Consider the following 26,486-nt stretch of genomic DNA (forward strand, 5'->3'; position numbering starts at 1 on the left):
AGCCGGGTTTTTTGTTTGTGGTCTTGGGAATAATCCACTCAGGCTATCAGTCTATATCTTCCCACGACAACGGCGTGCCTTTGGTTAACGCGCGTGTTGCGCGCTTTCCGAGCACGGCATCATAGTGTTTCGGTGCCAACCCAAAGCCCGGACGAATACTGCGCACATTATTGGGCGTCAGTGGCTCACCGGGTGCGATATCCTCACAGACATACAAAGAACGTCTAAATTGACGGTTGCTCGACTCGGCCTCTCGTGTGGTTAGGGCGCTTTCTCCTAACGCTTGCCACGCCGCGTGGGTTTGCTCACAAAGCGCACTGAGTGCAGGTGGGGTAAGCGAGAAAGCGGCATCCGGGCCTCCCGAATCTTCAGAGAGCATCACATGTTTTTCAATCACGCACGCGCCGAGTGCGACGGCTGCGATCGCGGCGGTGTTAGTCAGCGAATGATCGGATAAGCCCGCCAAGGTTTGATAGCGGGTGGCTAAGGTTGGAATGGTTCGCAGATGGCTTTGTTCAATCGGCGCAGGGTAGGCGCTGATACAGTGAAGCAACACCAGCTCACGACAGCCGTTATCACGGGCGGCCGCCACCGCCTCGGCAATCTCTGTTTCGTCAGCCATGCCGGTTGAGATGATCATCGGTTTACCGGTTTGCGCGGCATAGCGAATCAAGGGCAAATCAATCGCCTCGAACGAGGCAATTTTATAGGCAGGAGCGTTAAGATCTTCGAGCAAATCAATCGCTGAGCAATCAAAAGGAGAGGAGAATAAGGTGATGCCTTCTTTTCTGGCGTGATCAAATAACGGCTTGTGCCACTCAAACGGGGTTTGTGCCCAGCGATATAGCTGGTGGAGACTATAACCATCCCATAGTCCGCCTTTGATCTGAAACTCATCGTGGTCGCAATCAAGGGTAATGGTATCGGCGGTATAGCTTTGCATTTTGACGGCATCGGCACCGCAAGCTTTGGCCATGGAAAGGGTTTGTTTGGCAAGCTCAAGGCTACCATTATGGTTCGCCGACATTTCGGCAATGATATAGGGAGGATGCTGGGGGCCGATCAAACGGCCTGCAATCTTAATGTCGTTCATAAACCGTATCGATATTCAGTTTGGTTTGAAGGGCGCTGGCGCCTTGCTGCCACTCATCCGCGGACAAAGACAGGCATACAATCTCGACGGTTTTTCCCTCAGGCAGGGAAAAGGTGCGTTGCCGACTTTGCGGCGTTTCACGAAAGCCAAAGCGTTGATGTAGCCGAACCACCCCCTGATTATGACTGAGCACCTCACAGTTCAATTGGGTCACGCCCAAGGTCTCAAATGCTAAACTTAATGCGCCAAACTCCATGAGTGCGCCGCTGCCACGCGGTGCATCCGGAGCCGCATAAAAAGCCCAGGTCGCACTTGTCCTATTTTCGCTATCGAGGTCAAGATTGACCACGCCAAGTGGCTTGTCCGGTTGGCCGTCTACGCGTTTGTAAACGATATAGAAATAACGGTGCGTGTTGGCGAGCATATGGCTGAACCATGCTTTGTGCTCATCATGGCTAATTTCATGCTGGGTGTACATAAACTGGCGGACAGTGGGACGGTTGCGCCAATGCCATAAAGTGTCACTGTCCGCGTGACTCACCGCTTTAAAAATCAGTTGCATAAGTGATTCTCCAAGGCCGCGACCACGCGCTCTGCGCCTTTTCCATCAGTGATCGCTGGTAGGTTAGGAAGCTGATGCCAGTTTGCCGCAAGGTGCTGCAGTGCAGATGCGTAATCTTGCCAGCGGGTGTGCTCACCGCGTCCTAAGTATTGATAGCCCGGCTGTCCGGCGAGATACTCGGCCATGGCGTGTTGGTTTTCCGCCACACACACCAAGGTGCTCGGGACCCCCAAGCAGCTGCGCTCAATGGCGGTCACACCGGCCGCCCCAAACGCGTAGCGTGCCCGTGCCATGTGGGCATCAAAGTCCGACAGTGCTTCCACTACGCGAACCCCATCGGGGACAGGCGCTTTACACAATGCATCGCGGTCTGGGTTACGCCGGCCGGTGACAATTAACAGAGAGAAAGGCAATCTTTCGCGCTTCTGCTCTTGTGCTAGGTGTTTGACCGCGTCCACGAGCTTGCGGCTTTCACCGGTCGGATCCGTGCCGGAGAAAAAGGCGATCACCTTATCTTCCCGCGGCGGTGGAGACTGATGTAAGGCGGCAAATGCTGGACGCAATAGTGCATAGTCTGGCCCCAATAAGCATCGGGCTTGTGGGTTTACAAGCTGTGATGCGTAGCGCGTGGTGAGATCAGGCCAAGGATTTTGATCGAGTAAAAACGCGCAATCGTGGGGCCGATTGGCTAAATCATCGACCACCATCACCGGACAGCCCAAGTGGGCGTGAATCGATTGTTCCCAGCGGGCATCGAGGGCGTAATGATCCACCACCATCAAATCCACCGGCTGGTTAGCCACGCATGCGGTTGTATCTTCGGCATCTTGCCACTGGCTCACACCCAGCCAATCGGTGTTGCTAAGCGAGTGTTTGGGGGCAGGCAACGCCGCCACCGTCAAGCCTTGCTCTTGGCTGACCGCTATCAAGTTACCGGGTAAGTCGCGACATACCAAGGTTACCTGATGACCCGACGCTTGTAGCATGCTAGCCAACACGTGCATGCGGCTGACGTGCCCGGTGCCTATCGCTTGGGAGGCATCGACTCGAATGGCAATATGGCTCATAGCAAGGCTTGTTGCTCCAACAGTTGATACATTAGCTCAGCGCGTAGCCAGTCATCCGGTTCATCAATGTCTTGCACGCGGTAATGAGGGATCAACACGGCTTTAGAATGGGGGGCAAAAACCGGCTCGCGCGCTAAAAACGCACTTGGTGTGCCCCAGTAAAACATTCCCGCATCGTGGTACGCCGGTTGTAAGTCTTGTGAACGGGTGGTGAAGTGCTCCGGCCACAACATGCTGACACTGCCATCGGCATCGACATGAATACTGCGCTGAATTGGAAAGGCGTAGCGGGTGGCGGCAAAACTGTATTTGACGGTGTCGCCGTCCAGTAACGCTAAGCCTTGGCGCAAGTCATCCGTGGTGACAAAGGGGGTGGTAGCATACAGGCAGCACACCGCGTGCAAAGGCGTTTGCTGTGGCGACTGGTTCAGCCACTGGATCGCATGCTCAAGCACATCCAAGGTCGTGGCGTGATCACCGGCAATCTCGGCGGGACGTACAAAAGGCACTTCAGCTCCTGCATCGCGTGCCACACTGGCAATGTCGTCGCAATCGGTGGAAACCAAGACGCGATCGAATAACCCACTTTGACGTGCTGTCGCAATGGCATAAGTGATAATGGGCGCACCGTTAAACAGTTTGAGGTTCTTGCCCGGAATGCGTTTGCTGCCACCGCGGGCGGGAATAATACATACATTCATCGGTCACGCGTCCTCAATGGCTTTTTGTAGCGCAGCAATCACTGTATCTTGCTGTTGCTTGGTTAAATCGGGGTAAAGCGGCAAAGTGAGTGCGCCCGCGTAATACTGTTCGGCAAGCGGGAAGTCTCCGGGCTCGAAGCCCAGTGCCTGATAGTAAGGTTGCGTATGCACAGGAATATAGTGCACGTTCACGCCAATGCCTTGCGCACGCATTGCTTCAAAAACGGCGCGGCGTGTATCGGCGTGCTCAAGCTCAATCAAATACAAATGCCATGCTGACTCAGGATCTAAAACGGGCCGCTTGACGGGCAAATCCGCCAGTGCCTGATGGTAACGCTCGGCGAGTGCAAACCGTTTGGCGATAAAGGAACGAAGCTGGGTTAACTGTGAACGGCCAAGCGCGGCATGAATATCCGAGAGGCGATAGTTCATCCCCAATGCATGCTGCTCATAACCCCAAGGCGGTAAGCTAGCGTGGCTATCTTCTGCGTCACGGGTGATCCCGTGACTACGCAACTGACGCAGTGCTTTCGCCAATGTGGCACTTTGGGTGGTGGCAACCCCAGCCTCTCCCGCGGTAACCACTTTGACCGGATGAAAACTAAACACGCTAATATCGCTGTACTGGCATCCACCCACCGCCGCTTCTTGATAGTGGGCGCCCATCGCATGTGACGCATCCTCAATAATGGCCACCTGATAACGCTTAGCGAGCGCGGCAATCTCGGCCATTGGCGCACTGGCACCGGCCATATGCACCACCACCAGCACTTTGGGCAAGGTGTGAGTAGCGGCCGCTTGCGCTAGCTTTTTCGCGAGCTGCTGGGGGCATAGGTTACGTGTGTTCGGGTCGATATCGACAAAGTCCACCTCGGCACCACAGTATCGACCACAATTGGCTGACGCGACAAAGGTAATGGGCGAGGTCCATAAACGATCGCCTGGGCCTAGTTCTAGGGCCAGACAAGCGAGATGCAGGGCAGATGTCGCGCTATTGACAGCGACCGCATGCGCAGCCCCGGTGAGTTCGGCGACGGCGGCTTCAAAAGCCGGAACTTGCGGGCCTTGCGTCAGATAATCACTTTTTAGCACCTCAAGCACAGCGGCGTAGTCTTGCTCACTAAGATGCTGCTTTCCGTATGGGATCAACGCCATACTCCTTTACTGCTCGGCGTCGAGTTGCAAAATGGCCTCGACGGTTAACACATCTGGGTTAGTGCCTGATTGATACTCAAAGCCCTCTGGCACGGGCTGTCCTTTTTCGCCCAACGCATTTTCTCGGTAGTCATAATCGGCGTCGTAGAACTTAATGGTGGGGCAAATCACGTAATGATCGGCAAATTCGAGCGTCAGATGGGCATCGTCAGCCGGACACATCACTTCATGCATTTTTTCGCCGGGGCGAATGCCTATCACCTTGACGGGTGTGTTCGGGGCATAGGCGCTGGCGAGATCCGTCAGGCGAACTGATGGGATCTTAGGAACAAATATTTCTCCGCCATACATGCGCGAAAAGTTTTTCAGCACGAAATCCACCCCTTGCTGCAAGGTAATCCAAAAGCGGGTCATTTCAGGGTGAGTAATGGGCAAATGATCCGCGCCTTCCGCTGCCTTTTTCTTAAACAAAGGCACCACAGAGCCGCGCGAGCCGACCACATTGCCATAGCGCACCACCGAAAAACGTGTCTTTTGGCCCCCGGTCATATTGTTAGCGGCGACAAACAATTTATCTGAACACAGTTTGGTGGCGCCATAGAGATTATTGGGGCTGGCGGCTTTATCGGTCGAGAGCGCAATCACCTTTTCGACCCCGTTGGCAATCGCGGCACGAATCACATTCTCTGCGCCATGAATGTTGGTTTTGATACACTCCATCGGGTTGTATTCGGCGGCAGGTACCTGCTTGAGTGCAGCAGCATGAATCACATAGTCAATGCCTTGCATCGCTTGCATTAAACGATCGCTATCACGCACATCGCCAATAAAATAGCGCATGCAAGGGGCGTTAAAGGTTTGCTGCATTTCATATTGCTTGAGCTCATCGCGAGAAAGCACCACGAGGCGACGTGGTTGATAGCGTTCAAGCAGGGTGCGGACGTACTTTTTACCAAAAGAACCAGTACCGCCGGTGATCAGAATGGATTTGCCGTTAAACATAGGACGCCTTGTCACTAACTGTCGGGAATACAGGCAGTTTAACTGATCTGAGCAGGATTTGGCGATCTGCTACGGTGTTCTGGTGTGGGATTGGCAAAATTCACTGGATCCAAAGCGCCGAATGTGGGCGGCGCTTTGGAGGGACCATGTTTAGGTTAACACGCGCGTGGGCGTTAGCCTTGATGGCGAGAGGCGAGGACTTCGGTCACTTGATGGAGGCTGAGCTCTTGGTCTTGCAGTAATACCAACAGGTGATAAAGCAAGTCGGCGCTTTCGTTTAATAGCTCGGCCTTATCGCCTGCCGTGGCAGCGAGGGCGACTTCGACCCCTTCTTCTCCCACTTTTTGCGCGATACGCTTGGTGCCTTTGGCAAATAAGCTTGCGGTGTAAGATTCATCAGGCGCGGCGTCTTTGCGGCTGGCAAGGACTTGCTCTAGGCTCGACAAAAAGCCGGGGCCGGTGTGTGGCGGTTTATTGTCACTGTCAAAGCAGGTGGTCGTGCCGAGGTGACAGGTGGGCCCGTGAGGCGTTGCCGTGACCAACAAGGTGTCTTGATCGCAATCGAGTGCAATGTGCTCAAGGCTCAACACATGGCCGGAGCTTTCGCCTTTTACCCAAAGGCGTGATTTACTGCGTGACCAAAAGGTGACGCGACCGGTTTCGAGCGTCGCGTTCAGTGCATCGGCATTCATGTAGCCCAGCATTAACACTTGGCCGCTATCGCTGTGTTGGATAATCGCAGGCACCAAGCCGGCGTTTTTCTCCCAATCGATACGTTCTACCCATGCTGCCGTCATACTCTTACCTCGATCCCTTGTTGTTTTAATACTTGTTTTAATTCGCTTATCGCGATGATTTGCTTGTGAAACACCGAAGCGGCCAGCGCGCCATCGACATTCGCTTGTAAAAAGGCGTCGGCGAAATGGGATATTTCACCGGCACCACCGGAGGCAATCAGAGGCACCTGACAGCGCTCTCTCACCATGTTGAGTTGGGTTGAGTCATAGCCTTGGCGCACGCCATCGCGGTTCATCATATTGAGTACGATTTCGCCCGCGCCTCGCTGTTGGACTTCCTCGACCCACGCGGCGGTTTGCCAAGGCGTAGCCTGAGTGATGTCATAAAACACCAACTCGTCAGCACCTTCTTCGGCGTAGCGTTTGGCGAGCGGGACGATATCGCCGATGATTTCGTGATTGCGAAATTGCACGCCTTTAACCACTTGTCCGTCGCGGACGTCCAAACAAGGAATTATCCGTTTTGCCAGCATGCGATCGCCTCCTCTGCGCTAAAGTTGCCTTCCAGTAGAGCGCGGCCGACGATCACGCCTGCGACGCCAGTGTTGCGTAAGGCGCGAATGTCTTCGAGACTGCCAATGCCGCCTGATGATTGAAACGCAATGTTCGAATAGCGCTGACACAAGTCGCGGTAAAGCGCCACATTGCTGCCTTTTAAGGTGCCATCGCGGGAAATATCGGTGCACAGCACATGCTTGAGCCCGACGGACAAATAATCGTCGAGGAGCGCTTCAATGGTGACGCCGGAGTCTTGTTGCCAGCCGGACACCGCCACGCGTCGCGTCCCGTCGCTGTCGATATGAATGTCGAGTGCCAATACAATGCGGTCAGGGCCGTAGGTTTGCATCCAGCCTTTAACCAAATCGGGGGATTTAACCGCGGTGGAGCCGATCACTACGCGCTGCGCACCGGTGTTTAGCAGCTCAATCACGTCCATTTCGGTGCGCACGCCACCGCCAATTTGGATGTTGGCAGGCGTTGATTGCAAAATCTCGGTGATTAAATCGACCTGACGCGCGGTTGGGTCTTTGGCACCGGTTAAATCCACGAGGTGCAACCAATCTGCTCCCGCTTGATGGTAACGTGCAAACTGCTCACGCGGGTCAAAACTGTAGTCGGTTTTTTGCTGATAATCTCCTTGATAAAGGCGCACCACTTGGCCGTCTATCAAGTCGAGTGCTGGTATAATCATCCTTGCTTACATCTCCAAAAAATTCTGAATCAAACGCGCGCCCACTTTGCCCGAACGCTCGGGGTGAAACTGAACCCCGAAGTAATTGCCTTGATTAATGGCCGCACTGAACGCATGACCATAATGACATTGTGCCAAGGTGTAATCACCGACCGGCATCGCGTAACTGTGGACAAAGTAAAAGTGGCTGCCTGCGGGAATGCCATCGAATAAGGGATGGTCATTGACGGTGGCGACTCGGTTCCAACCCATATGAGGCAGAGGCTGCCCAGCGGTATCCATCAGTTTGGTCGGCGCGGGGATGTGGCCGAGGCACTCAACGGGACTATCGCCTTCATCGGAGTGCGTCCCCAACATTTGCATACCAAGACATATTCCCAGCAGCGGTTGCTCTACTTGCTTAACCAAATCTACCAAGCCGCGCTCGGTGAGGTTTTTCATCGCTTCGCTGGCCGTGCCGACGCCGGGCAAAAAGAGTTTATCTGCCCCTAGCACCACGTCCGGATCGCGGCTTAGTGTGGCTTGATACCCCAAACGCTCAACAGCAAAGCGCACTGAGGCCACATTGGCGCAGCCGGTATCGATAATGACAGTCTGTTTGCGCATTACAGCACTCCTTTACTGCTTGGCAGGGCGTCGCCTTCGACCTTGATGGCTTGACGCAAGGTGCGGCCAAAGGCTTTAAATAAGCTTTCCACCAAGTGGTGGGTGTTTTCGCCCGACACCGTCAGGTGCAGAGTACAGGCCAAGGTGTCGGTCAACGAGCGGAAGAAGTGTCCCACCATTTCGGTCGACATATCGCCCACTTGTGGCTGTGGAAAGCTGGCCTCAAATTTCAAATAGGGGCGTCCGGATAAATCCAACGCACATTGCGCCAAGCATTCATCCATCGGTAGGCTAAAGCCAAAACGGCCAATGCCGCGCTTATCTCCCAGCGCCCGTTTGAGCGCGTCGCCCAACGCGAGGGCGGTATCTTCAATGGTGTGGTGGTCGTCGATGTGCAAATCGCCTTTAACGCGAACGTTGAGCTGAAAACCGCCGTGGGTGGCAATTTGATCTAACATGTGGTCAAAAAAGCCCAGTCCGGTTTCAATGTGGCTGCCACCACTCTTATCCAAGTTTACATCCACCTGAATGTCGGTTTCTTTGGTGGTGCGAGTGACACTGGCCAGTCGCGGCTGCTGGGTGAGACGCTCGACAATCTGTGGCCAGCCCATCACGTCACGTTGATATTTGATGCCTTGTAGCGCCATATTGTTCGCTAAGGTGATATCGGTGTCGCGATCGCCAATCACCGCCGATTGGGCGAAATCAATTCGGCCTTGCTGTAGATAGTCTTTCACCAAGCCTAGTTTGGGTTTGCGACAGCTACAGTCATCGCTATCAAAGTGCGGGCAAATCAGTACGTCTTCAAAATGGATCCCTTGTGAGCGAAACAGGGCCATCATCATGTTGTGTGGCGCATCAAAGTCCGCTTGCGGGAAGCTCTCGGTTCCCAGACCATCTTGATTGCTCACCATCACCAAGGTGTACCCCGCCGCTTGCAGGCTGAGTAGTGCAGGGATCACGTCCGGCTCAAAGGCCAATTTATCCAGACGATCTACTTGATAATCTTCAGGCGGCTCCACAATTAAGGTGCCATCACGGTCAATAAATAAAATCTTGTCTTTCACAGTGGTTGTCCTTATTCACTGAGTTGCTGGCGGATAAAGGCCAGCACTTTTTCACATTCGTCACGGTTACCAATGCTGATGCGCAAGCTGTTGGCAACGGCGGTCTGACGCACAATCATGCCGGCACGCCCTAAACGTGCGAACACCGCGTCAGCGTCATCTAGCGTGATGAGCAGATAATTACCAAAGCCCGGATGCACCTCAACGCCGGGCAGCATACTGAGACCGGCTTGCAGGTAGGCACGGTTGGCGGTTAAGTCTAAAACTTGATATTTCATCCGCGCTAAACCGGCCTCGGAGAGTGCTTGTTCGGCAATGTCTGCTACGGGGACCGGCACCGGGTATGGCGGGATCACCTTGAGCATCAGGTTAATAATCGCGGGACTGGCGAGGGTAAAGCCGCAACGCAGTCCCGCCAGAGCGAACGCTTTTGATAGGGTGCGCAAAATGGCCAGATTATCAAAGCGTGCGAGCAAGTCGGTGCAGGTCGCTTCTGGACTAAATTCAATATAGGCTTCATCCAACACCACAATCGCGCGATCTTGAGTGCGGGTGAGTAGCGCTTCTATGTCGTCGCGGTTAATGAGATTGCCGGTCGGATTATTGGGGCTACACACGAAGATAAGCTTGATGCTGGCATCTGCCTCCAAGGCGGTATCAATCCCTGCCATGTCCAGCTGCCAGTCCGCGGTGAGAGGCACTTGGGTGGTGGCGATCCCTTGGTTTTCCGCACTGACCGCATACATGCCATAGGTAGGCGGGCAAATCAGCACGCTATCTTGGTTTGGCTCGCAAAAGGCACGCAGCAACAGATCAATCCCTTCATCGGCGCCACGAGTGGTGATGACTTGGTTCGTTGCTACGCTGGCATAGTCTGCATAGGCATTAATCAATGATGCCGGCTGGCAGCTGGAGTAGCGATTGAGCCCTTGTCCACATACGGTGTAAGCATTGTCAAAAGGTGATTCGTTGGCATTGAGCCAGACATCCCCGCTACCGCCGATACGGCGGGCTGACTGATAGGGAGTAAGCGCTTGTACTTGCTCACGGGCGAGTTTTTCGATGCTCATGCTAACGGGTCCTCTGAGGCTTGAGTTTGTTGTAGTTTAGTCAGACGAATTTCGACCGCTTGGCGGTGTGCATCCAAGCCTTCTGCTTCGGCAATACGCATCACCGTATAACCATAAGTGGGGAGCACGTGATTGGTGCCAGAGGCGTAATCGCCCACTGACTCGGGCGAGTATGCGCCTAAGAAAATCGAGCCAGCGTTATCCAACAGGGGCAATAAATCCCTTGGCTGTTGAGTTTGCACAATCAAGTGCTCTGGCCCATAACGGTTAGAAATCGACACGCACTGAGTGAGGGTGTCGGCAATAATAATCACACTGCTGCCCAGCGCTTGTTTGGCAATCTCAGCGCGGTTGAGCGTAGTTAATTGCTGCTGCACTGCATCCGCCACTTTCTCTGCCATTTCTGGCGCGGGGGTCACCAGCACCACTTGCGAGTCGGGGCCGTGCTCCGCTTGGCTGAGTAAATCAGCGGCAACAAAGTCCGGATCTGCGCCAGCATCAGCAATCACTAACACTTCCGAGGGGCCAGCAGGCATATCCATGGCCGCACCATTAGCGGCGAGGCTCACTTGCCGTTTGGCTTCGGTGACATAGGCATTACCCGGGCCAAAAATTTTATCCACCTTGGTCACGCTTTGGGTGCCAAAGGCCATCGCCGCCACCGCTTGTGCGCCGCCAAGGGTATAAATCTCATCAATCTCGCACAGTTTGGCACAGTATAAAATTTCATCGGCCACCGGCGGTGGGGTACACAGCACTACTTTACGACAGCCGGCAATTTGTGCGGGTACGCCCAACATCAATACGGTAGAAGGCAAAGGCGCGCTGCCACCGGGAATATACAGCCCCACGCGGTTAATCGGRCGGGTAATGGATTCACACACCACCCCTGGCATGGTTTCGACTTTCAACGGCTGCGCTTTTTGCGCACGGTGAAAGGTGCTGATGTTATCGTAGGCTTGGCGTAAGGCGAGTTTGATATCTTCTCCCAAGCGCGCTTCAGCCTCGGCCAAGGTCCCTTTGTCGAGTTTGATGCTATCCAGTTCGACACCATCAAACTTTTGGGTCAATGCTTTTAAGCTTTCATCTCCCCGCTCACGGACATCGGCGATAATCTCCGCGACGCTCGCTTGGGTTTGGGCGCCGGTTGTGATTGCAGGGCGGCGCATTAAGCCCTCTTTTTGTGACTCTCCGAGTGATTTCCAGACTACTGTACGCATGGCGACTTACTCCATCATCTTTTCAATCGGCAGGACCAAAATTGAGCTTGCGCCCAACTGCTTTAATTTTTCCATGGTTTCCCAGAACAGATTCTCAGTGCTCACAAGGTGTACAGCAACACGGTTTTTCTCGTGAGCCAACGGCAAGATGGTGGGATCTTCCGCGCCAGGAAGTAGCTCGACCACTTGCTCTAGGGTGTCGCTGGGCGCGTGGAGCATGATGTATTTAGACTCTTTGGCTTGGATGACCCCTTGCATGCGAGTGAGCAAGCGTTCAATCAATGCGGTTTTTTCCTCACTGAAGCTGCCCTCGCGCTGAATCAATACCGCTTTGGAGCGAAAAATGACTTCCGCTTCTTTCAAGCCATTGGCTTCTAAGGTGGCACCGGTTGAAACGAGGTCACAAATCGCATCAGCGAGCCCTGCACGCGGCGCGACTTCGACTGAGCCATTGAGCATACAGGTGCTAAAGCTCACACCTTGTTTATCCATGTAGGCTTTGAGGATGTTGGGGTAGGTAGTAGCGATGCGTTGGTTGGCCAGATCTTGTGGACCGTTATAGCTTTGGTCTTTATCGAGGGCGATGGAGAGACGACAGCCGCCGAAATCGAGTCGGCGCAGCAGTTGATATTGGCTAGGCTCGCCCAGCTTGATGCGCTCAAGGCGTACTTCCTCTAGTTCGTTTTCGCCAATTACCCCTAAATCAACCACGCCGTCCATGATAAGGCCCGGGATATCATCGTCACGGACCAGCAGCAGATCGAGAGGCATGTTTTCGGCGTGGACCACTAAACGTTCACCGGTGTAATTGATTTTGACCCCGCAGCGTTTAAGAAGCTCTTGGCATTCTTTGGCGAGGCGCCCCTTTTTTTGGATGGCGATACGTAGGCGTTGTGTTTGCATGTGTGCTTCCTTGTCTAAAAATGAAAAGCTAAAAAAGAAAAAACCCTCGGAAGACGGTGCTCCCGAGGGTCTGAATTTGTTAGCTGGCTAATGACCGACGGAAGCGCTTCTTACTCGTCTTCCAGTCGAAACCATTCCTCCCGAAAGACTAGTCAGGATGATGGTGGTGATGCATTGTCATTAGCGTTGAAGTCATTTTTTGATGTCCATTTACGTTGGTCAATCTCGTTTCTTTTTCGACAATATCAAAGTGAGCTTAGATTGCAACTCCCAATGTGGAGATTTTTTCACCGCCTACAGCGGTAAGCGGTGACGCCGAATCAAACGGTGGCGCCTATACGTAGACATCCAGCGAACCATCATCTTTTTTGCGTGGCGCGTTCTCTTTTTCAGTTTGTGGTGACGCATCATGATCCGATGGGTCATCCAAGCGGCGTTGTTTGCGCTCTTCAATGCTGGCCTGTTTCTTAATCGCCCAAACTTTGGTGGGTGGTGCAGAGGGCTTTCGGTACACAGGACTTAGGTTGCCAAGCCAATTCATAGTGCGTCCTCCTAGCGTCTTAATTAGAGTATCGACCAGAGAACGCAAAACTTGATTGTTTTTTGAGCAGTTTAGGGTGGGTTAGCCACAACACTTTTTAAATTTGCGTCCGCTGCCACACGGGCAGGGGTCATTACGTCCCGCTTTGACATGACCGGGGAAGACACCATCGATATATCGCCACTGAAGCTGTCCATCGATCGTTTCTTTGACAAAACGAGAGCGCTCGAACAGGCACTGGGGCTCACCGTCGGCAATAAAGTGAGCTTTGAAGGTCACAAAGCCAAGTGCACCTTGTTGCAACACCTCGCTATCGAGCACCTCGAGAGACTGCCACTGATGTTGGGTCATGGTGGTAATGTCTTCACGAAACGAGCTGGCGCCACATTCACTGTGATAGGTCGCAACAATAAAATCCACCAAGCCTTTGGGATGTGCACTATAACGAGCGCGCATCAATTGCTCAGGATGAGACGCATTGGCAGGGTTTTGGTGAATAGGGGCGCAACAGTCTTGATAGGTTTTATGACTGCAACAAGGACATAAGTCAGTTTGCATAGCTTTCTCTTCACAATAGGCTGAATGGCTTAGCGATGGGTAAAGTTGCGGGTTTGTAAGTCACACCCTTGGGCACTACACATCAAGACAGAACCGTGATCATACCAGTCGCCTAACACAATCCGTTGGTATGCGGTGCCGTGTTGATGCCATTGATGAATATGAGGGCGATGGGTGTGGCCGTGAATCATGTTAACCACTCCCGCGTTATCCAACTGGCGCTGCACTTCTTGCGGCGTCACATCCATGATGGTGGATGACTTTTGCTGGTTGGCATTGGCACTGCCTGCACGCATTTTGGCCGCAATCTTACGGCGCCATGTTAGCGGCAAGCACAAAAAGAGTCGCTGCAACCAAGGCTGGTGGACTTTGCGGCGAAACGCTTGATAGTCAACATCCTCTAAACACAAGGTATCCCCGTGTAAGATCAGGGTAGGGATGCCATATAAATCGATGCACTCAAGCTCGTTTAACAGGGTTACGCCAGTTTCCATAGCAAAGCGTTGACCAATCAAAAAATCGCGATTGCCATGAATAAAATATACCGGCACGCCGCGCTCTGTCACCGCAGAAAACGCCGCTTTAATTTGTTGGTGAAACGGGCTGTTATCATCATCACCAATCCATGCTTCGAATAAGTCCCCGAGTACATAGAGCGCGTCGGCGTGTATCACTTCCTGCTGCATAAAACGTTCAAAGCAGTCGGTAATATCAGGCCGCGTTGGGCTTAAATGGAGATCGGCAATAAAGAGGGTATGTGGCATGCGTTGGCTTTATGATGGTAATAAAAGAAAGGGTAGCCTGAGCTACCCTTGTTGACGAGTGCGGCTTAGTCTTCGATAGTCACGCTATCGATCAAGACTTCTTCAACCGGCACGTCTTGGTGGACATAACCCCAGTTACCGGTGGCAACGCCTTTAATTTTGTTCACGACGTCCATGCCATCAACCACTTCTGCGAATACACAGTAGCCCCAGCCATCTGGCGTTTTAGCTTTGTGATCGAGGAACAGGTTGTCATTAACGTTGATGAAAAACTGCGAGCTTGCTGAGTGCGGCTCCATCGTGCGCGCCATCGCAACCATACCTGTGCGGTTGCTTAAGCCGTTATCCGCTTCGTTTTTAATCGGTGCGCGGGTTGGCTTTTCTTCCATGCCAGAGGCCATGCCACCGCCTTGGACCATAAAGCCGTCAATCACGCGGTGGAACAGGGTTCCGTTGTAAAAGCCGTCACGGCAGTATTGTAAAAAGTTCTCGACCGTAGCCGGTGCTTCGTCCGCAAACATGCGTAATTTGATGTCACCGAACGTGGTATGAAGAGTCACCATGATGTAATCCTGTCATTGGCTTGGCTATAAGAAGCCAAGATTTTAGCCTAACAACGTCTCTGATCAAGCTCGATCCGTGATACAAACCGAATTAATCCATATTCTCTGGTTCAAAATGATGCAGCAAGGTCTTCAAAAGGCCGGACAATTGGTCTTGTTGTGCTTGACTCAACGGGCTCAACATTTTGTGTAAGTTATCGGTGTGCGCCACCACTGCATCATCAATCAATTGCAGTCCAGCGTCGGTCAATGAAACATAAACACCACGGCGGTCATTGGGATCTGGACTGCGTGCAACCAACCCTTTCTGCTCAAGGCGATCAATTCGATTGGTCATTGCACCTGAGGTGAGCATCAGCGATTGCAGCAGCTGGTTGGGGGTAAGCGTGTGCGGTTTGCCTGAACGGCGCAGCGTTGCGAGGACATCAAACTCCCCCGGGTTTAAGTTGAATTGATTGAACACCTGCTGAAGGCGCGGATTGATATGCCCTACCACGCGCGCCAACCGCCCGGTAATGGCCATTGGAGAGGGGTCGATATCAGGGCGCTCTTGATGCCACTGAGACAAAATCATATCGACTTTATCGGGCGAACCGAACTCGGCTGAGGATGGCGTGGCGACTTGGTGTTGCTTGGTTGATCGTGTCATGAAAATACCGTGGTTTATTTATCGGTAAAGATTCTTTACAAAAAGCTAAGCGATCTTATCCATGAGCTCAACCTCTCATGACAGTTTTTAGTAACGAGATGTGAGTGAGATCGTAGACAACAATTCGGGCAAGACAGCCTGTTGCGTGTCTGTCGTGCTTGCGTCAAGCAGGTATAAAAGGTGTAATAGTCCATTCATTCTAATTTTGTCACTATCGTAACGAGTAACCAAAACCACTATGTCGACGCCAACTAACACGTTAAAGATATACAACTCATTGACGCGAGAGAAAGAGATCTTTCAACCCATCACGCCGGGAAAAATCGGCATGTATGTCTGTGGGGTGACCATTTACGATCTTTGTCATATCGGTCATGGGCGTACTTTCGTGGCGTTTGACATGATCTCACGTTATTTGCGCCATCGTGGTTATGACTTAACGTTTGTCCGCAATATTACCGACATCGACGATAAAATTATCAAACGTGCGGCGGAAAACGGCGAAAGCTGTGAGTCACTGACTGAGCGTTTGATCAGTGAAATGCATCAAGACTTTGATGCGCTCAACATGGCACGTCCCGATATCGAACCGCGCGCCACCGACTACATTGATGAAATTATCTCGCTAGTCGAAAAGTTGATTGAGCGAGGCTTTGCTTACGTTGCAGACAATGGCGATGTGATGTTCGAAGTCGCGAAATTTGACGATTACGGCAAGCTATCCAAGCAAGATCTTGAACAACTGCAGGCCGGTGCCCGTGTTGATGTGGAAGCGGCGAAGCGTAGCCCTCTCGATTTTGTGTTATGGAAAATGTCTAAGCCGGGCGAACCAACTTGGGAGTCGCCATGGGGAGCCGGCCGTCCGGGCTGGCACATCGAGTGTTCGGCGATGAACTCCGCGATTTTAGGTGATCACTTTGATATTCACGGTGGCGGCTCTGACTTGCAGTTCCCTCACCACGAGAACGAAATTGCACAGTCTTGCTGCGCGCACAACACCCAGTATGTGAATACGTGGATGCACAGTGGCATGGTGATGGTTGACCGTGAAAAGATGTCCAAATCTTTGGGGAACTTCTTTACTATCCGCGACGTGTTGGCGCACTACGATGCCGAAACCGTGCGCTACTTCTTGCTGTCCGGTCACTATCGCAGCCAGCTCAATTACAGCGATGAAAACCTCAATCAAGCCCGTTCAGCGCTCGAGCGTCTGTACACTGCATTGCGAGGGCTCGACGAGGCAACACCAGCCGGTGGCGATGAGTACGTGGCACGCTTTGAAGCGGCGATGGACGATGATTTCAATACGCCAGAAGCCTACTCCGTGCTCTTTGATATGGCGCGTGAGGTCAATCGCTTACGCGGCGATGATATGGCAGCGGCATCCGCACTGGGTGCGCAAATGCGTAAATTGGCGTCGGTTCTTGGTTTGCTCGAGCAAGATGCCGATAGCTTCTTGCAAGGCGATGCAGGCGCGGACGATGAAGTGGCAAAGATTGAAGCCCTCATTCAAACACGTAATGACGCCCGTAAAGCCAAAGACTTTGCGGCTGCCGATGCGGCGCGCGATGCGCTCACCGCGATGGGCATTGTGCTAGAAGACGGTCCTCAAGGCACCACTTGGCGTCGTAAGTAAGCCAAAGCATAGCGCCCTCGGACGACTCACCCAAAAAACGGAGCCCCAAAGCTCCGTTTTTTCTTATCCGAATCGCATGCTTTTATTGGCACTCATGTTTTACTCGCGATAGTGGCGGTGCTATTCCAATCAAAGCAGCTGTTACAGTCCGGGTGTCACCACGCGTTTGTCGGCTTCCGGCAGCTCACTACCGCAATGCTTACAAAATGACGCATCGGATTCATGACCGCTTTTTGAACAATTCGGACATTTTACTAAGTTGCGATGCAGTGACATCTGCTGGCCAATCTCAGCGGTGATTATCCCGGTAGGCACGGCAATGATCGAGTAGCCCATCAACATGGTGAATGACGCCAAGGCCTTACCCACATCGGTTTGCGGTACAATATCACCATAGCCGACCGTGGTGAGGGTGACGATCGCCCAGTAGATGGCATAGGGAATACTGGTAAAGCCGTTTTCTGGCCCTTCAATCACATACATGAGTGCGCCGAACACGGTGACTAGAATTGCCACGGAGAAAAAGAAAATCATCACCTTGCGCGACGATAGCATCATCGAACGGAGTAAGATGTTGGAGTCTTCCAAAAAGCGCATCAACCTCAGAACCCGAAAGATACGTAAAACCCTTAGCAGGCGTACGACCATTAAATAGGTGGTGCCGGGAACAAAAATCGCGATATAGGTCGGCAAAATTGCAAGTAAATCGACGACACCATAAAAGCTACGCGCGTAAGCAGAGGGACGAGGAGAGCAGTAAAGGCGCAGTATGTACTCAATGGTAAAGATGCCGGTAAAGCTCCACTCAATCCAATACAACCAGTTGGACCACTTAGCGTGAAAGCTAGCAATCGACTCCAGCATCAGTACCACCATCGAGGCGAGGATCAGTACAATCAGCGCGATATCAAATGCTTTTCCATGCGGTGTGTCAGTGCCAAAAATGGTGGTATATAAATAGCGTTGTACTCGGTTTTGCGCGTCGGCCATAAGAGGTCCTCGCTATGAATGACCGTGATATTGGGCCGAAAAAAAACCGGCACTGCAACCTTTGCTGCGTGCCGGTTATACGTAACTGTGGCTCGGATTACATTTAGCTCAGTCCGGGGAACAACGCCCGCATTCCTGAGGCAATAAACTCAATGCCTAACGAGCCTAGAATAAGGCCCATRATCCGAGTAATGACGTTGATACCCGTTTGGCCGAGAAAGCGCACTACCGCAGGACCCACACGGAACAGTCCCCAAATGCCGGCGGCAAAGATCACTAAGGTGGCAATCAGTGTCAGCGTGCTCCACGTATCCGGGTATTGAGAGCCGTAAACAATGGTGGAGCTGATCGCGCCCGGGCCAGCCAGCAAAGGCATCGCCAGCGGCACTACACCGACTTGTTCCCGACTGATCGACTCAGACTGCTCTTGCTTGTTTTGCTTACCTTCGCCGAGCTTCCCGTTCATCATGGTAAAAGCAATACTCAGCAATAGCATGCCTCCCGCCACGCGGAACGAGTCCAGCGAAATACTGAACAAATCCAACAACATTTGTCCGGCCAGCAAGGAAACAATCAAGATGACGGCGACGGCGATCGCGGCAGTATAGGCCGTGCGATTGCGTTCTTGTTCATCGAGATGGGCGGTCAAGGTGACAAAAACGGGCATGATACCAATGGGGTTAACAGCGGCAAAAAGCCCGACAAAAAACTGTACGAAGATCATGGGGTCGAAGGCTGCCATGGCGACTCTCGTGATGCGGTGAGGAAGTCCAGTTTCTCTCGGGTTAATGGTTGCGTCAGTATAGCGAGCTCAGCCCAAAAACCAACCGCTTGAGCTTGCATTTTATGCATTTACTGATTGCGTTTCTTTAAACGGATTTGTTGATGTGCTACAGGTGGGTGGCCACTGTCACGCAACTTTCTCTCAGCAAACTATACTGAGGGTCGAGTGACGTGGACATAAATAACAACTTTAGCGGCTATTTGTTGAAAATTTCATACAACACCCGCCTTTGGCACTGAGGTGTAATGTAAATTAGATGTTGCATTGGTGAAAAAATTAGACACATACTCAGTGTGCTACAAAAATAATAAACCCAGTAACAATGGGGATTAAACGCAGAGATTATTGATATTGATTTGATAACAAATGATCGAGATCAAGTTGTTGATGCTGTGAAAATTTATACTCAGTTTTGAAAGTTATTTACTAAATGCCACGCACCAAACCGCGTCGCTAACTGTCAGAAACATCGGTTAGCTGGCCACAATGCTGCGGCAAGCAATTACTAAATGATTTTCAAATATGAACCAGGAGATGACTATGCCTGTCACTAATATTGCTGAACTCAACGCCATGGTTGAGCGTGTCAAAAAGGCACAAAAAGAATTTGCCACCTACTCACAGGAGCAAGTTGACAAAATCTTCCGTGCAGCCTCGCTTGCCGCGAACAATGCGCGTATCCCTCTGGCCAAACAAGCTGTTGAAGAGTCAGGCATGGGTATCTTGGAAGACAAGGTAATCAAAAACCACTTCGCGTCTGAGTTTATCTATAATAAATACAAAGATGAGAAAACCTGCGGCATTCTAGAAGAGAATGACGAGTTCGGCACCATCACTATCGCTGAGCCTGTAGGCCTTATCTGTGGTATCGTTCCAACCACCAACCCGACCTCTACTGCGATTTTCAAATCACTGATTTCTTTGAAAACCCGTAACGGTATTATCTTCTCGCCACACCCACGTGCGAAAAACTCAACCAATGATGCGGCTAAACTTGTGCTGGAAGCAGCGGTTGCAGCAGGTGCACCGAAAGACATCATCGGCTGGATTGACCAACCTTCAGTTGAGCTTTCTAACGCATTGATGAAGCATGATGATATCAACCTGATCCTTGCGACCGGTGGTCCAGGCATGGTTAAAGCGGCTTACTCATCAGGTAAACCTGCGATTGGTGTTGGTGCGGGTAACGTGCCGGTCGTGATTGACGAAACAGCGGATATCAAACGTGCGGTTGCATCTGTCTTGATGTCGAAAACCTTCGATAACGGTGTGGTCTGTGCATCAGAGCAAGCGGTTATAGTGATGGACGAAGTGTACGACGAAGTGAAAGAACGTTTTGCTTCTCACAAAGCCTATGTCCTGAGCAAAGCTGAAGCAGACAAAGTGCGTAAAGTTATCCTGATTAACGGTAACCTGAACGCAGACATCGTTGGCCAGCCCGCCACCAAGATTGCCGATATGGCAGGTGTGAGCGTGCCGTCTGACACCAAGGTACTGATCGGCGAAGGCCTTGAAATCAGCATTGAAGAAGAATTCGCTCACGAGAAACTCTCGCCAACCTTGGGTATGTTCCGTGCGAAAAGCTTCGAGCACGCCGTGGATATGGCATGCAAAATGGTAGAAATGGGCGGTATCGGTCATACCTCTGGCCTATACACCAACCAAGATGTTAACCAAGATCGCATCAAGTACTTCGGCGACCGCCTGAAAACAGCGCGTATTCTGGTGAACATCCCAACCACTCACGGTGGTATCGGTGACCTGTACAACTTCAACGTTGCACCATCACTCACACTGGGTTGTGGCTCTTGGGGCGGTAACTCGATTTCTGAAAACGTTGGGCCTAAACACCTGATGAACAAGAAAACTGTTGCGAAGCGAGCTGAGAATATGCTGTGGCACAAACTACCAAAATCTATCTACTTCCGTCGCGGCAGCCTGCCAATCGCGCTGAGTGATTTGGAAGACAAGAAACGTGCGATGATCGTGACTGACCGCTTCTTGTTCAACAACGGTTACTCTGACGATATCGAAAAAATGCTCAAAGCGCAGGGCATGGATGTGACCACCTTCTTTGAAGTGGAAGCCGATCCTACTTTAAGCGTGGTACGCAAAGGTGCCGACGCGATGAAGAGCTTCCAGCCAGACGTGATCATTGCCCTAGGTGGTGGTTCACCAATGGATGCAGCGAAAATCATGTGGGTTATGTACGAGCACCCTGAAACTGCGTTCGAAGAGCTCGCAATGCGCTTTATGGATATCCGTAAACGTATTTATAAGTTCCCGAAAATGGGTAAAAAAGCGGAGCTGGTTTGTGTAACGACCACATCAGGTACAGGCTCAGAAGTAACGCCGTTTGCAGTTGTTACCGACGACGAAACCGGTGCCAAATACCCACTGGCTGATTACGAGCTGACACCACAGATGGCGATTGTTGATGCCAACTTGGTAATGAACATGCCGAAGTCTCTGACTGCCTTTGGTGGTTATGATGCGATTACACACGCTTTGGAAGCTTATGTGTCAGTACTGGCAAGCGAATACTCTGACGGTCAAGCGCTACAAGCACTGAAACTGCTGAACGAGTATCTACCAGCGAGCTATGCGCACGGTGCGAACGACCCAATTGCACGTGAAAAAGTACACAATGGTGCGACCATTGCCGGTATTGCGTTTGCTAACGCCTTCTTGGGTGTGTGTCACTCAATGGCGCACAAAATCGGTGCTGAGTTCCACTTACCACACGGTCTTGCTAACGCACTGCTGATTTCAAACGTGGTTCGTTTCAACGCCAATGACAACCCAACCAAACAAACTGCGTTCTCACAGTACGACCGCCCACAAGCACGTCGTCGTTATGCAGAAGTTGCGGATCACTTAGGTCTGTCTCAAGACGGTGACCGCACAGCGCAGAAGATTGAGCGTCTCCTCGCTTGGTTGGAAGAAATGAAGTTGAAACTGGATATCCCTGCGTCTATTCAAGCGGCCGGTGTCCCAGAAGCTGACTTTATTGCCAAACTTGATGAGCTTGCGGAAGAAGCGTTCGATGACCAATGTACTGGTGCGAACCCACGCTACCCACTGATCAAAGAGCTGAAAGAAGTGCTGTTGGCTTCTTACTACGGTAAGCCATATGTTGAAGGTGAAACCTTCGAAGGCACCACGGTTATCAAGAAAAAAGATGACCAACCAGCGGCAGCGCCAACCAAAGCGGGCGCAGACAAAAAAGGTGCGAAAGCAAAAGCCTAATCGCGACGCTTTCACCGAATAAAAATCCAGACCCGCCTCGGCGGGTCTTTTTTTTGTGCGTTTAATGGCTTAGCCTGGCGGGGTGAACATACGTCTCAGCATCAGGCCTGAATCGGGATCTTGAATACGGAAAGAGACGAAATGCTTCGCTGTCGGAATACGGGAAAAGTGTAACGCCGTTCCTAGGCCCTAGGATTCTAGGACCTAGATCCCTCTCATCCACTTGCCTCTAATAATCGGCCGTTAAAAGAATCGTTGGAGACGATGTATTCCGCATTGCGAATCAGCTCGTCATCCATTCCTCCGCTTGCGCGATTCATCGTACGTCCGCGAGGAACAATACCGCCAACGCGGATTTTGAGCCCAGACAATTCTTTGGCCCACCGCTGAGTGAGCCCTCCAATCATGGCATTGGCGACGGTATCTGGGGTTAAATGATGGCCGGCAACATTAATAATCACACCGGGGCGTCCACGCTGTTGCATACAAACGGCGGCGCGTTGCACGACGACGTAATAATGTGAGGTGGAATCGGCGACCGTTTGTGGTATCTCACCCAAATTTCCATTATCCAAAAGGCTAGGCAGTATATCCCCTTGCCAATGATTGATGAGCACATCAATACCACCAAACAGTGTGACGATTTGAGCAAAGGCATCATTGATGGATTGAGGCTGATAATCAGCTAAACAGATCGGCTGGATCCGGCCGGGATAATCTCGGCACTGATCGGCGCTTAGGCGTAGCGTCGGCCACTCGGTATCAAGCAGTACGACATCGGCGCCTAATGAGCAAAAATGTTCAGCCATGGCACGCCCGGATGGCGAGCCGCCTGCTGTGATGACGACCACCGCGTTATCTATCTTCATGGTCATTTCCTCAATCACATCAATCCTTTACGAAAAATCACTGTCTCTACAATATGTTACGAATTTCATTCACGAGAAAGTGACAACTTACCCCCAGCTTGTTCAGGCGTGGGAAGTTAATACTGGTACATAAATACGCGGGGTGCGCAAAAAATGTTCAAAACAAGTGGGTAAATTGGGGATCGATTGCTCGGAATATATAGAGGATCACATTTTGGAAAAGGATCGCTATTTATCGTCGGGATCGACTTGCGATCTTGGTGGTTATGCGCTCACACGCATTTTGTCTTGGCAGTGTGCGGTGGTGAGATTTTCATACAAGGTCGTCGGGTTGAGTGAGAGTCGTGCTGACTCGCGATCTGCCAATTTACGACGCTGGTGGCCAGATAAATTATGATAGACCGCCTCATCAAATCCGTGAGTGCCTTGGGGCGGGTAGTGCATGGCAGCAGGTGCGAGCTGAAAGCGCAGATGTGCACTGGCAATCCCGCCACGGTGAAAGGCGTCAGCTTGCGCACCAGCACGAACGTAATCCTCTTCATTACTGGCAGACAACGGCTGAGGTGGGGCAAGCTGAAATTGACGACGTAAAACCTCGTCATTAATGGTCTTTTCGTCAAGCGGTGTGAGTGGTGTTGACTCATTGGCATCACCAGACATCAGCGCGAGCATCAACGCAAAATCAGAGCGACGTCCTTGCGTCACTGCATGATTCAGATTGTCTCCAAACTGCACATCACTGATGATGCGTGCTTTGTCGATGGTGTGCACTGTCACTGTGGGCGCCTTACCTTAAGTATCAAACCAATGAGCCGGTTATTTTGGTTATCGGCAAGGCGCAGAGAACTTTAGCTTTTTTTCGCCGATTGAGCGTTTTAGGGCGATTTAACCTTTTAGCTGACTTTCGCTAACCGCGGCTTCAGGGGCTGAGTTTGTTGGCCGGCAAAGTGACGCATGGAAAACGCAACGCGCGCTTCGGGTAACGGTGGATAGCGACATGGCGGTAAAGACTCGATCAACCGCAGTCGGGGCAACAAGCCACAGCCATTGGCGATTTGAATCGCAAGCCCGGGGCGGGCATTTAACTCTAACACCATTGGGCCTTTGTCTTTATCAAGCACCATATCGGTGCCCATGTAACCGAGCCCAGTCATCTCCCACGCACTGGCGGCAAGGGTGAGCAATTGCTGCCAATGTGGGACCCTAAGCGTATACAAGTCTTGGTGCGTATCAGGGTGGTGAGTGATGGGGCTGTTAAATTGCACCGCTTTTAATGCATGACCGGTCGCAAGATCCAGCCCAACCCCAACCGCGCCTTGGTGCAGGTTAGCCTTACCGTCTGACGCCGAGGTTGAGAGACGCATCATCGCCATCACAGGATAGCCTTGAAACACAATCACACGAATATCAGGCACGCCTTCATAACTAAAGCCGCTAAAGCTGTCATCGAACGCGATTAGATTCTCGACCACCGCCACATCGGCTTTACCGCCGAGGGAAAACAAGCCCGCCAATGTGTTGGTAATATGGCGCTCTACATCGTCATGACTGACTTCTTTGCCGGAGGCTTTAAAATAGCGCCCTTGGTGATTTTGCGTGATCACCATGATCCCTTTACCGCCAGAGCCTTGGGCCGGTTTAATCACAAAGCCCGGCCAGTTTGCGACCATGGCGTGAATGCGTTTAACATCCGCTTGGCTATCAATTACCCCAATCAAGTCCGGCACCGTCGCGCCGGCTTGTTGTGCAATCAGTTTGGTTTTGAGCTTATCATCCACCAGTGGATACAAGCGTCTATCGTTGTAACGACCAATATAACGAATATTACGTTGGTTCATGCCCATCACGCCCGCTTCATTGAGACGGAAGGGTGACGCCAGTTTAGCGAGGAGTGTTCGCATCATCACCTCCCGAGGTGGGCGCAAGGCCGAGATTTTTTTCATTAGCAGCAAGTGGGCGGAAGCGCTTCAGCTCAGAGAGGCGATAGCCCGTGTAGTTACCCAGCATTAAGATCAGGGCCAGAATCACTAACTGCACACCAATGAAATTAAAGGTCAGATGGCGAACTAACTCATTGGTCATCGCGAGATAGACCAGCACGGCGGTGAGAAGCGAGCCGCCGCCTTGAATAACCACCTCTTTAGCGCCTTCTTCTTCCCATAGAATCGACATCCGTTCAATCGTCCATGACAAGATGATCATCGGGAAGAAGGTAATGGTTAGTCCTTCGATTAGGCCGATGTGGAACGCAATCACACTGAACACGGCGATAATCAAAATCACGGTAATAATCACCGCGGAGATCCGCGCCACCAGCAATAAGTTGAGCCGGGAGAGATAACTTCGGATCACCAAGCCCGTACCGACAATCAGTACAAAGCCAACAATGCCGGTGATTAATTGGGTTTGTACAAACGCGACCGCAATCAGTACAGGCATAAAGGTGCCAGACGTTTTTAAGCCAACAATGACCCGTAAGAACACCACAATCAGCGCGCCAATTGGGATCAGCATGATGGTTTTAAACATTGCTTGCTCTTCAATCGGCAAGCTATGAATCGAAAAGTTGAGCAGATCGTCGGCGTTCACTTTGGCGGTGGTCGCCTGCTGCGGACTGATATCCTGAGAAATGATCGAGAAGTTGACATGACTGTGCTCACCGCCTGTCACTTCCAGCAAAGGACCGCCTCGTTGGTTCCACAGGAGAACGTCGTCGCGATGGCCATTTTGTCCGGTAGTGAGATCGAATAAATGCCACTGTGTGTCTTGCCACACTTGGATCATTGGTGAGATGCTTTGGCGACGGCGACCGTCTTCTAACTTCAAACCACCTACAACGCGGGCATGGATCCCTTCTAGCGCCAATGTCTTTTGAACCGCATCTGGCTTATCAAAGGCGTTAAGCAACAATGCCGCGTTTTGGCTGTCGGTGCTGTTAAATTGTTTGATCAGTTCACGGGTCAGGGTGATGTTATCCGCCGAGCGGGCGCGAGCACGATCGAGTAAGGCGAGCGCAGCGTTTTTAGCCGCATTGTCCATTACCGGGGCCGCAACGGTGTCGTGCTCCGGTGGCGTCATGGTATAGCGAGCACTGTCATCCACCAGCATTTGGTTTTTGAAATAAAGGGTTTGTTCGCCGGTGGCGGTGCGTGTTGACCATTGCGCTTGGCGGCCGTAGTCGGTATCAAGCAAAGAAAACCCATAGCCAGATGACGAGGTGCTTTCGTCAATCAAAGTCAGGCCGGGTTGGCTATCGGGCGCGGCAAGATTCACCTTCACCGGCCCACCGGTGGCATCAAAATTGATGCGTGCTTCAATCTGCCACACTTGGCGAGTTTCATCAGCGAGCCATGGCACGCCATAAACCATATGACGGTATGCGCTTAACGCAATACCTGCCAAGACCAGAAAACCGATTAAAAAGTAAAATGGAACACGTGAAACCATA

At 51.9% G+C, this 26,486-nt stretch carries 26 protein-coding genes, 1 pseudogene and 1 other annotated feature; of the genes and pseudogenes, 2 read left to right on the forward strand and 25 right to left on the reverse strand.

Annotated elements, in window-relative coordinates; all coding sequences use genetic code 11:
- Nucleotides 1–46: 46 nt before the first annotated feature.
- The 19 genes from pseI to BZJ17_RS05695 form a co-directional block, all read right to left on the reverse strand.
- The gene (gene pseI, locus BZJ17_RS05605; protein ID WP_077640061.1) at nt 47–1,093 is read right to left on the reverse strand and encodes a pseudaminic acid synthase; all 1,047 of its coding nucleotides are present in this window, start codon (nt 1,091–1,093) and stop codon (nt 47–49) included.
- Nucleotides 1,080–1,655, reverse strand: coding sequence for a UDP-4-amino-4,6-dideoxy-N-acetyl-beta-L-altrosamine N-acetyltransferase (pseH, locus tag BZJ17_RS05610; protein WP_077640062.1), 576 nt, complete (start codon nt 1,653–1,655; stop codon nt 1,080–1,082). Before pseH ends, pseI begins: the two co-directional genes overlap by 14 nt.
- Nucleotides 1,646–2,722: a UDP-2,4-diacetamido-2,4,6-trideoxy-beta-L-altropyranose hydrolase gene (pseG, locus tag BZJ17_RS05615; RefSeq protein ID WP_077640063.1), complete on the reverse strand. Its 1,077-nt coding sequence runs from the start codon at nt 2,720–2,722 to the stop codon at nt 1,646–1,648. The genes pseH and pseG overlap by 10 nt, the downstream gene beginning before the upstream one ends.
- Nucleotides 2,719–3,423 (reverse strand): pseudaminic acid cytidylyltransferase, encoded by a 705-nt coding sequence (pseF, locus tag BZJ17_RS05620; RefSeq protein ID WP_077640064.1) that lies wholly within the window; start codon nt 3,421–3,423, stop codon nt 2,719–2,721. Before pseF ends, pseG begins: the two co-directional genes overlap by 4 nt.
- A gap of 3 nt (nt 3,424–3,426) precedes the next feature.
- Complete coding sequence (gene pseC, locus BZJ17_RS05625) at nt 3,427–4,572, reverse strand: UDP-4-amino-4,6-dideoxy-N-acetyl-beta-L-altrosamine transaminase (protein WP_077640095.1); 1,146 nt, start codon at nt 4,570–4,572, stop codon at nt 3,427–3,429.
- 12 nt (nt 4,573–4,584) lie between these two features.
- Nucleotides 4,585–5,580 (reverse strand): UDP-N-acetylglucosamine 4,6-dehydratase (inverting), encoded by a 996-nt coding sequence (gene pseB, locus BZJ17_RS05630; protein ID WP_077640065.1) that lies wholly within the window; start codon nt 5,578–5,580, stop codon nt 4,585–4,587.
- A 173-nt stretch (nt 5,581–5,753) separates the two neighbouring features.
- Entirely contained in the window at nt 5,754–6,377 is a 624-nt protein-coding gene (gene hisIE, locus BZJ17_RS05635) for a bifunctional phosphoribosyl-AMP cyclohydrolase/phosphoribosyl-ATP diphosphatase HisIE (RefSeq protein WP_077460403.1), read from the reverse strand.
- Entirely contained in the window at nt 6,374–6,850 is a 477-nt protein-coding gene (locus BZJ17_RS05640) for a HisA/HisF-related TIM barrel protein (protein ID WP_077640066.1), read from the reverse strand. The genes hisIE and BZJ17_RS05640 overlap by 4 nt, the downstream gene beginning before the upstream one ends.
- Nucleotides 6,832–7,569: a 1-(5-phosphoribosyl)-5-[(5-phosphoribosylamino)methylideneamino]imidazole-4-carboxamide isomerase gene (gene hisA / locus BZJ17_RS05645; RefSeq protein WP_077640067.1), complete on the reverse strand. Its 738-nt coding sequence runs from the start codon at nt 7,567–7,569 to the stop codon at nt 6,832–6,834. Before hisA ends, BZJ17_RS05640 begins: the two co-directional genes overlap by 19 nt.
- A gap of 6 nt (nt 7,570–7,575) precedes the next feature.
- Nucleotides 7,576–8,175 (reverse strand): imidazole glycerol phosphate synthase subunit HisH, encoded by a 600-nt coding sequence (gene hisH / locus BZJ17_RS05650; protein ID WP_077480805.1) that lies wholly within the window; start codon nt 8,173–8,175, stop codon nt 7,576–7,578.
- Nucleotides 8,175–9,257 carry a bifunctional histidinol-phosphatase/imidazoleglycerol-phosphate dehydratase HisB gene (gene hisB / locus BZJ17_RS05655; protein ID WP_241836766.1) on the reverse strand — a complete coding sequence of 361 codons (1,083 nt, stop codon included), beginning with the start codon at nt 9,255–9,257 and terminating at the stop codon, nt 8,175–8,177. Before hisB ends, hisH begins: the two co-directional genes overlap by 1 nt.
- Nucleotides 9,254–10,306 (reverse strand): histidinol-phosphate transaminase, encoded by a 1,053-nt coding sequence (gene hisC / locus BZJ17_RS05660; RefSeq protein WP_108743785.1) that lies wholly within the window; start codon nt 10,304–10,306, stop codon nt 9,254–9,256. Before hisC ends, hisB begins: the two co-directional genes overlap by 4 nt.
- A gap of 2 nt (nt 10,307–10,308) precedes the next feature.
- Nucleotides 10,309–11,532, reverse strand: coding sequence for a histidinol dehydrogenase (gene hisD / locus BZJ17_RS05665; protein WP_077640070.1), 1,224 nt, complete (start codon nt 11,530–11,532; stop codon nt 10,309–10,311).
- Nucleotides 11,533–11,538: 6 nt separating this feature from the next.
- Nucleotides 11,539–12,435: an ATP phosphoribosyltransferase gene (gene hisG / locus BZJ17_RS05670; protein ID WP_077640071.1), complete on the reverse strand. Its 897-nt coding sequence runs from the start codon at nt 12,433–12,435 to the stop codon at nt 11,539–11,541.
- A gap of 34 nt (nt 12,436–12,469) precedes the next feature.
- Nucleotides 12,470–12,608 (reverse strand) — a sequence feature (His leader region).
- 161 nt (nt 12,609–12,769) lie between these two features.
- A complete protein-coding gene (locus BZJ17_RS05675) occupies nt 12,770–12,976 on the reverse strand; it encodes a hypothetical protein (RefSeq protein WP_077640072.1) in 207 nt (68 codons plus the stop codon).
- 81 nt (nt 12,977–13,057) lie between these two features.
- Nucleotides 13,058–13,534, reverse strand: a complete 477-nt coding sequence (locus BZJ17_RS05680) for a YchJ family metal-binding protein (RefSeq protein ID WP_077640073.1) — start codon at nt 13,532–13,534, stop codon at nt 13,058–13,060.
- A gap of 29 nt (nt 13,535–13,563) precedes the next feature.
- Complete coding sequence (gene lpxH, locus BZJ17_RS05685; protein ID WP_077640074.1) at nt 13,564–14,298, reverse strand: UDP-2,3-diacylglucosamine diphosphatase; 735 nt, start codon at nt 14,296–14,298, stop codon at nt 13,564–13,566.
- Between the two features lie 65 nt (nt 14,299–14,363).
- Nucleotides 14,364–14,861, reverse strand: coding sequence for a peptidylprolyl isomerase (locus BZJ17_RS05690; RefSeq protein ID WP_069587326.1), 498 nt, complete (start codon nt 14,859–14,861; stop codon nt 14,364–14,366).
- A gap of 91 nt (nt 14,862–14,952) precedes the next feature.
- Nucleotides 14,953–15,510 (reverse strand): MarR family transcriptional regulator, encoded by a 558-nt coding sequence (locus BZJ17_RS05695; RefSeq protein WP_077455431.1) that lies wholly within the window; start codon nt 15,508–15,510, stop codon nt 14,953–14,955.
- Between the two features lie 238 nt (nt 15,511–15,748).
- Here BZJ17_RS05695 and cysS point away from each other — a divergent pair, with 238 nt between their 5' ends.
- Nucleotides 15,749–17,146 (forward strand): cysteine--tRNA ligase, encoded by a 1,398-nt coding sequence (gene cysS, locus BZJ17_RS05700; protein ID WP_077640075.1) that lies wholly within the window; start codon nt 15,749–15,751, stop codon nt 17,144–17,146.
- Nucleotides 17,147–17,287: 141 nt separating this feature from the next.
- Here the strand turns inward: cysS and BZJ17_RS05705 are convergent, their stop codons facing one another.
- Both BZJ17_RS05705 and BZJ17_RS05710 read right to left on the reverse strand, forming a co-directional pair.
- Nucleotides 17,288–18,136, reverse strand: a complete 849-nt coding sequence (locus tag BZJ17_RS05705; protein ID WP_077640076.1) for an ion transporter — start codon at nt 18,134–18,136, stop codon at nt 17,288–17,290.
- 103 nt (nt 18,137–18,239) lie between these two features.
- Nucleotides 18,240–18,878, reverse strand: coding sequence for a YchE family NAAT transporter (locus BZJ17_RS05710; RefSeq protein ID WP_077455429.1), 639 nt, complete (start codon nt 18,876–18,878; stop codon nt 18,240–18,242).
- Nucleotides 18,879–19,460: 582 nt separating this feature from the next.
- On the opposite strand from BZJ17_RS05710, the gene adhE reads away from it, so the two are divergent.
- A complete protein-coding gene (adhE, locus tag BZJ17_RS05715) occupies nt 19,461–22,169 on the forward strand; it encodes a bifunctional acetaldehyde-CoA/alcohol dehydrogenase (RefSeq protein ID WP_077640077.1) in 2,709 nt (902 codons plus the stop codon).
- 215 nt (nt 22,170–22,384) lie between these two features.
- Here adhE and BZJ17_RS05720 read toward each other — a convergent pair whose 3' ends face one another.
- The 4 genes and pseudogenes from BZJ17_RS05720 to BZJ17_RS05735 form a co-directional block, all read right to left on the reverse strand.
- On the reverse strand, nt 22,385–23,038 hold the full coding sequence (locus tag BZJ17_RS05720) for an SDR family NAD(P)-dependent oxidoreductase (RefSeq protein WP_157893163.1): 654 nt from the start codon (nt 23,036–23,038) through the stop codon (nt 22,385–22,387).
- Nucleotides 23,039–23,302: 264 nt separating this feature from the next.
- Nucleotides 23,303–23,815, reverse strand: coding sequence for a VC2046/SO_2500 family protein (locus BZJ17_RS05725; protein ID WP_077640079.1), 513 nt, complete (start codon nt 23,813–23,815; stop codon nt 23,303–23,305).
- Nucleotides 23,816–23,931: 116 nt separating this feature from the next.
- On the reverse strand, nt 23,932–24,939 hold the full coding sequence (locus tag BZJ17_RS05730; RefSeq protein ID WP_069591045.1) for an alpha-L-glutamate ligase-like protein: 1,008 nt from the start codon (nt 24,937–24,939) through the stop codon (nt 23,932–23,934).
- Nucleotides 24,940–24,979: 40 nt separating this feature from the next.
- Nucleotides 24,980–26,485, reverse strand: a pseudogene (locus BZJ17_RS05735) (inactive transglutaminase family protein); the annotation flags it as partial.
- Nucleotide 26,486: the final 1 nt, after the last annotated feature.

Origin of the sequence: Salinivibrio sp. IB574, assembly GCF_001996205.1 — a bacterium.
Taxonomy (GTDB): domain Bacteria; phylum Pseudomonadota; class Gammaproteobacteria; order Enterobacterales; family Vibrionaceae; genus Salinivibrio; species Salinivibrio proteolyticus.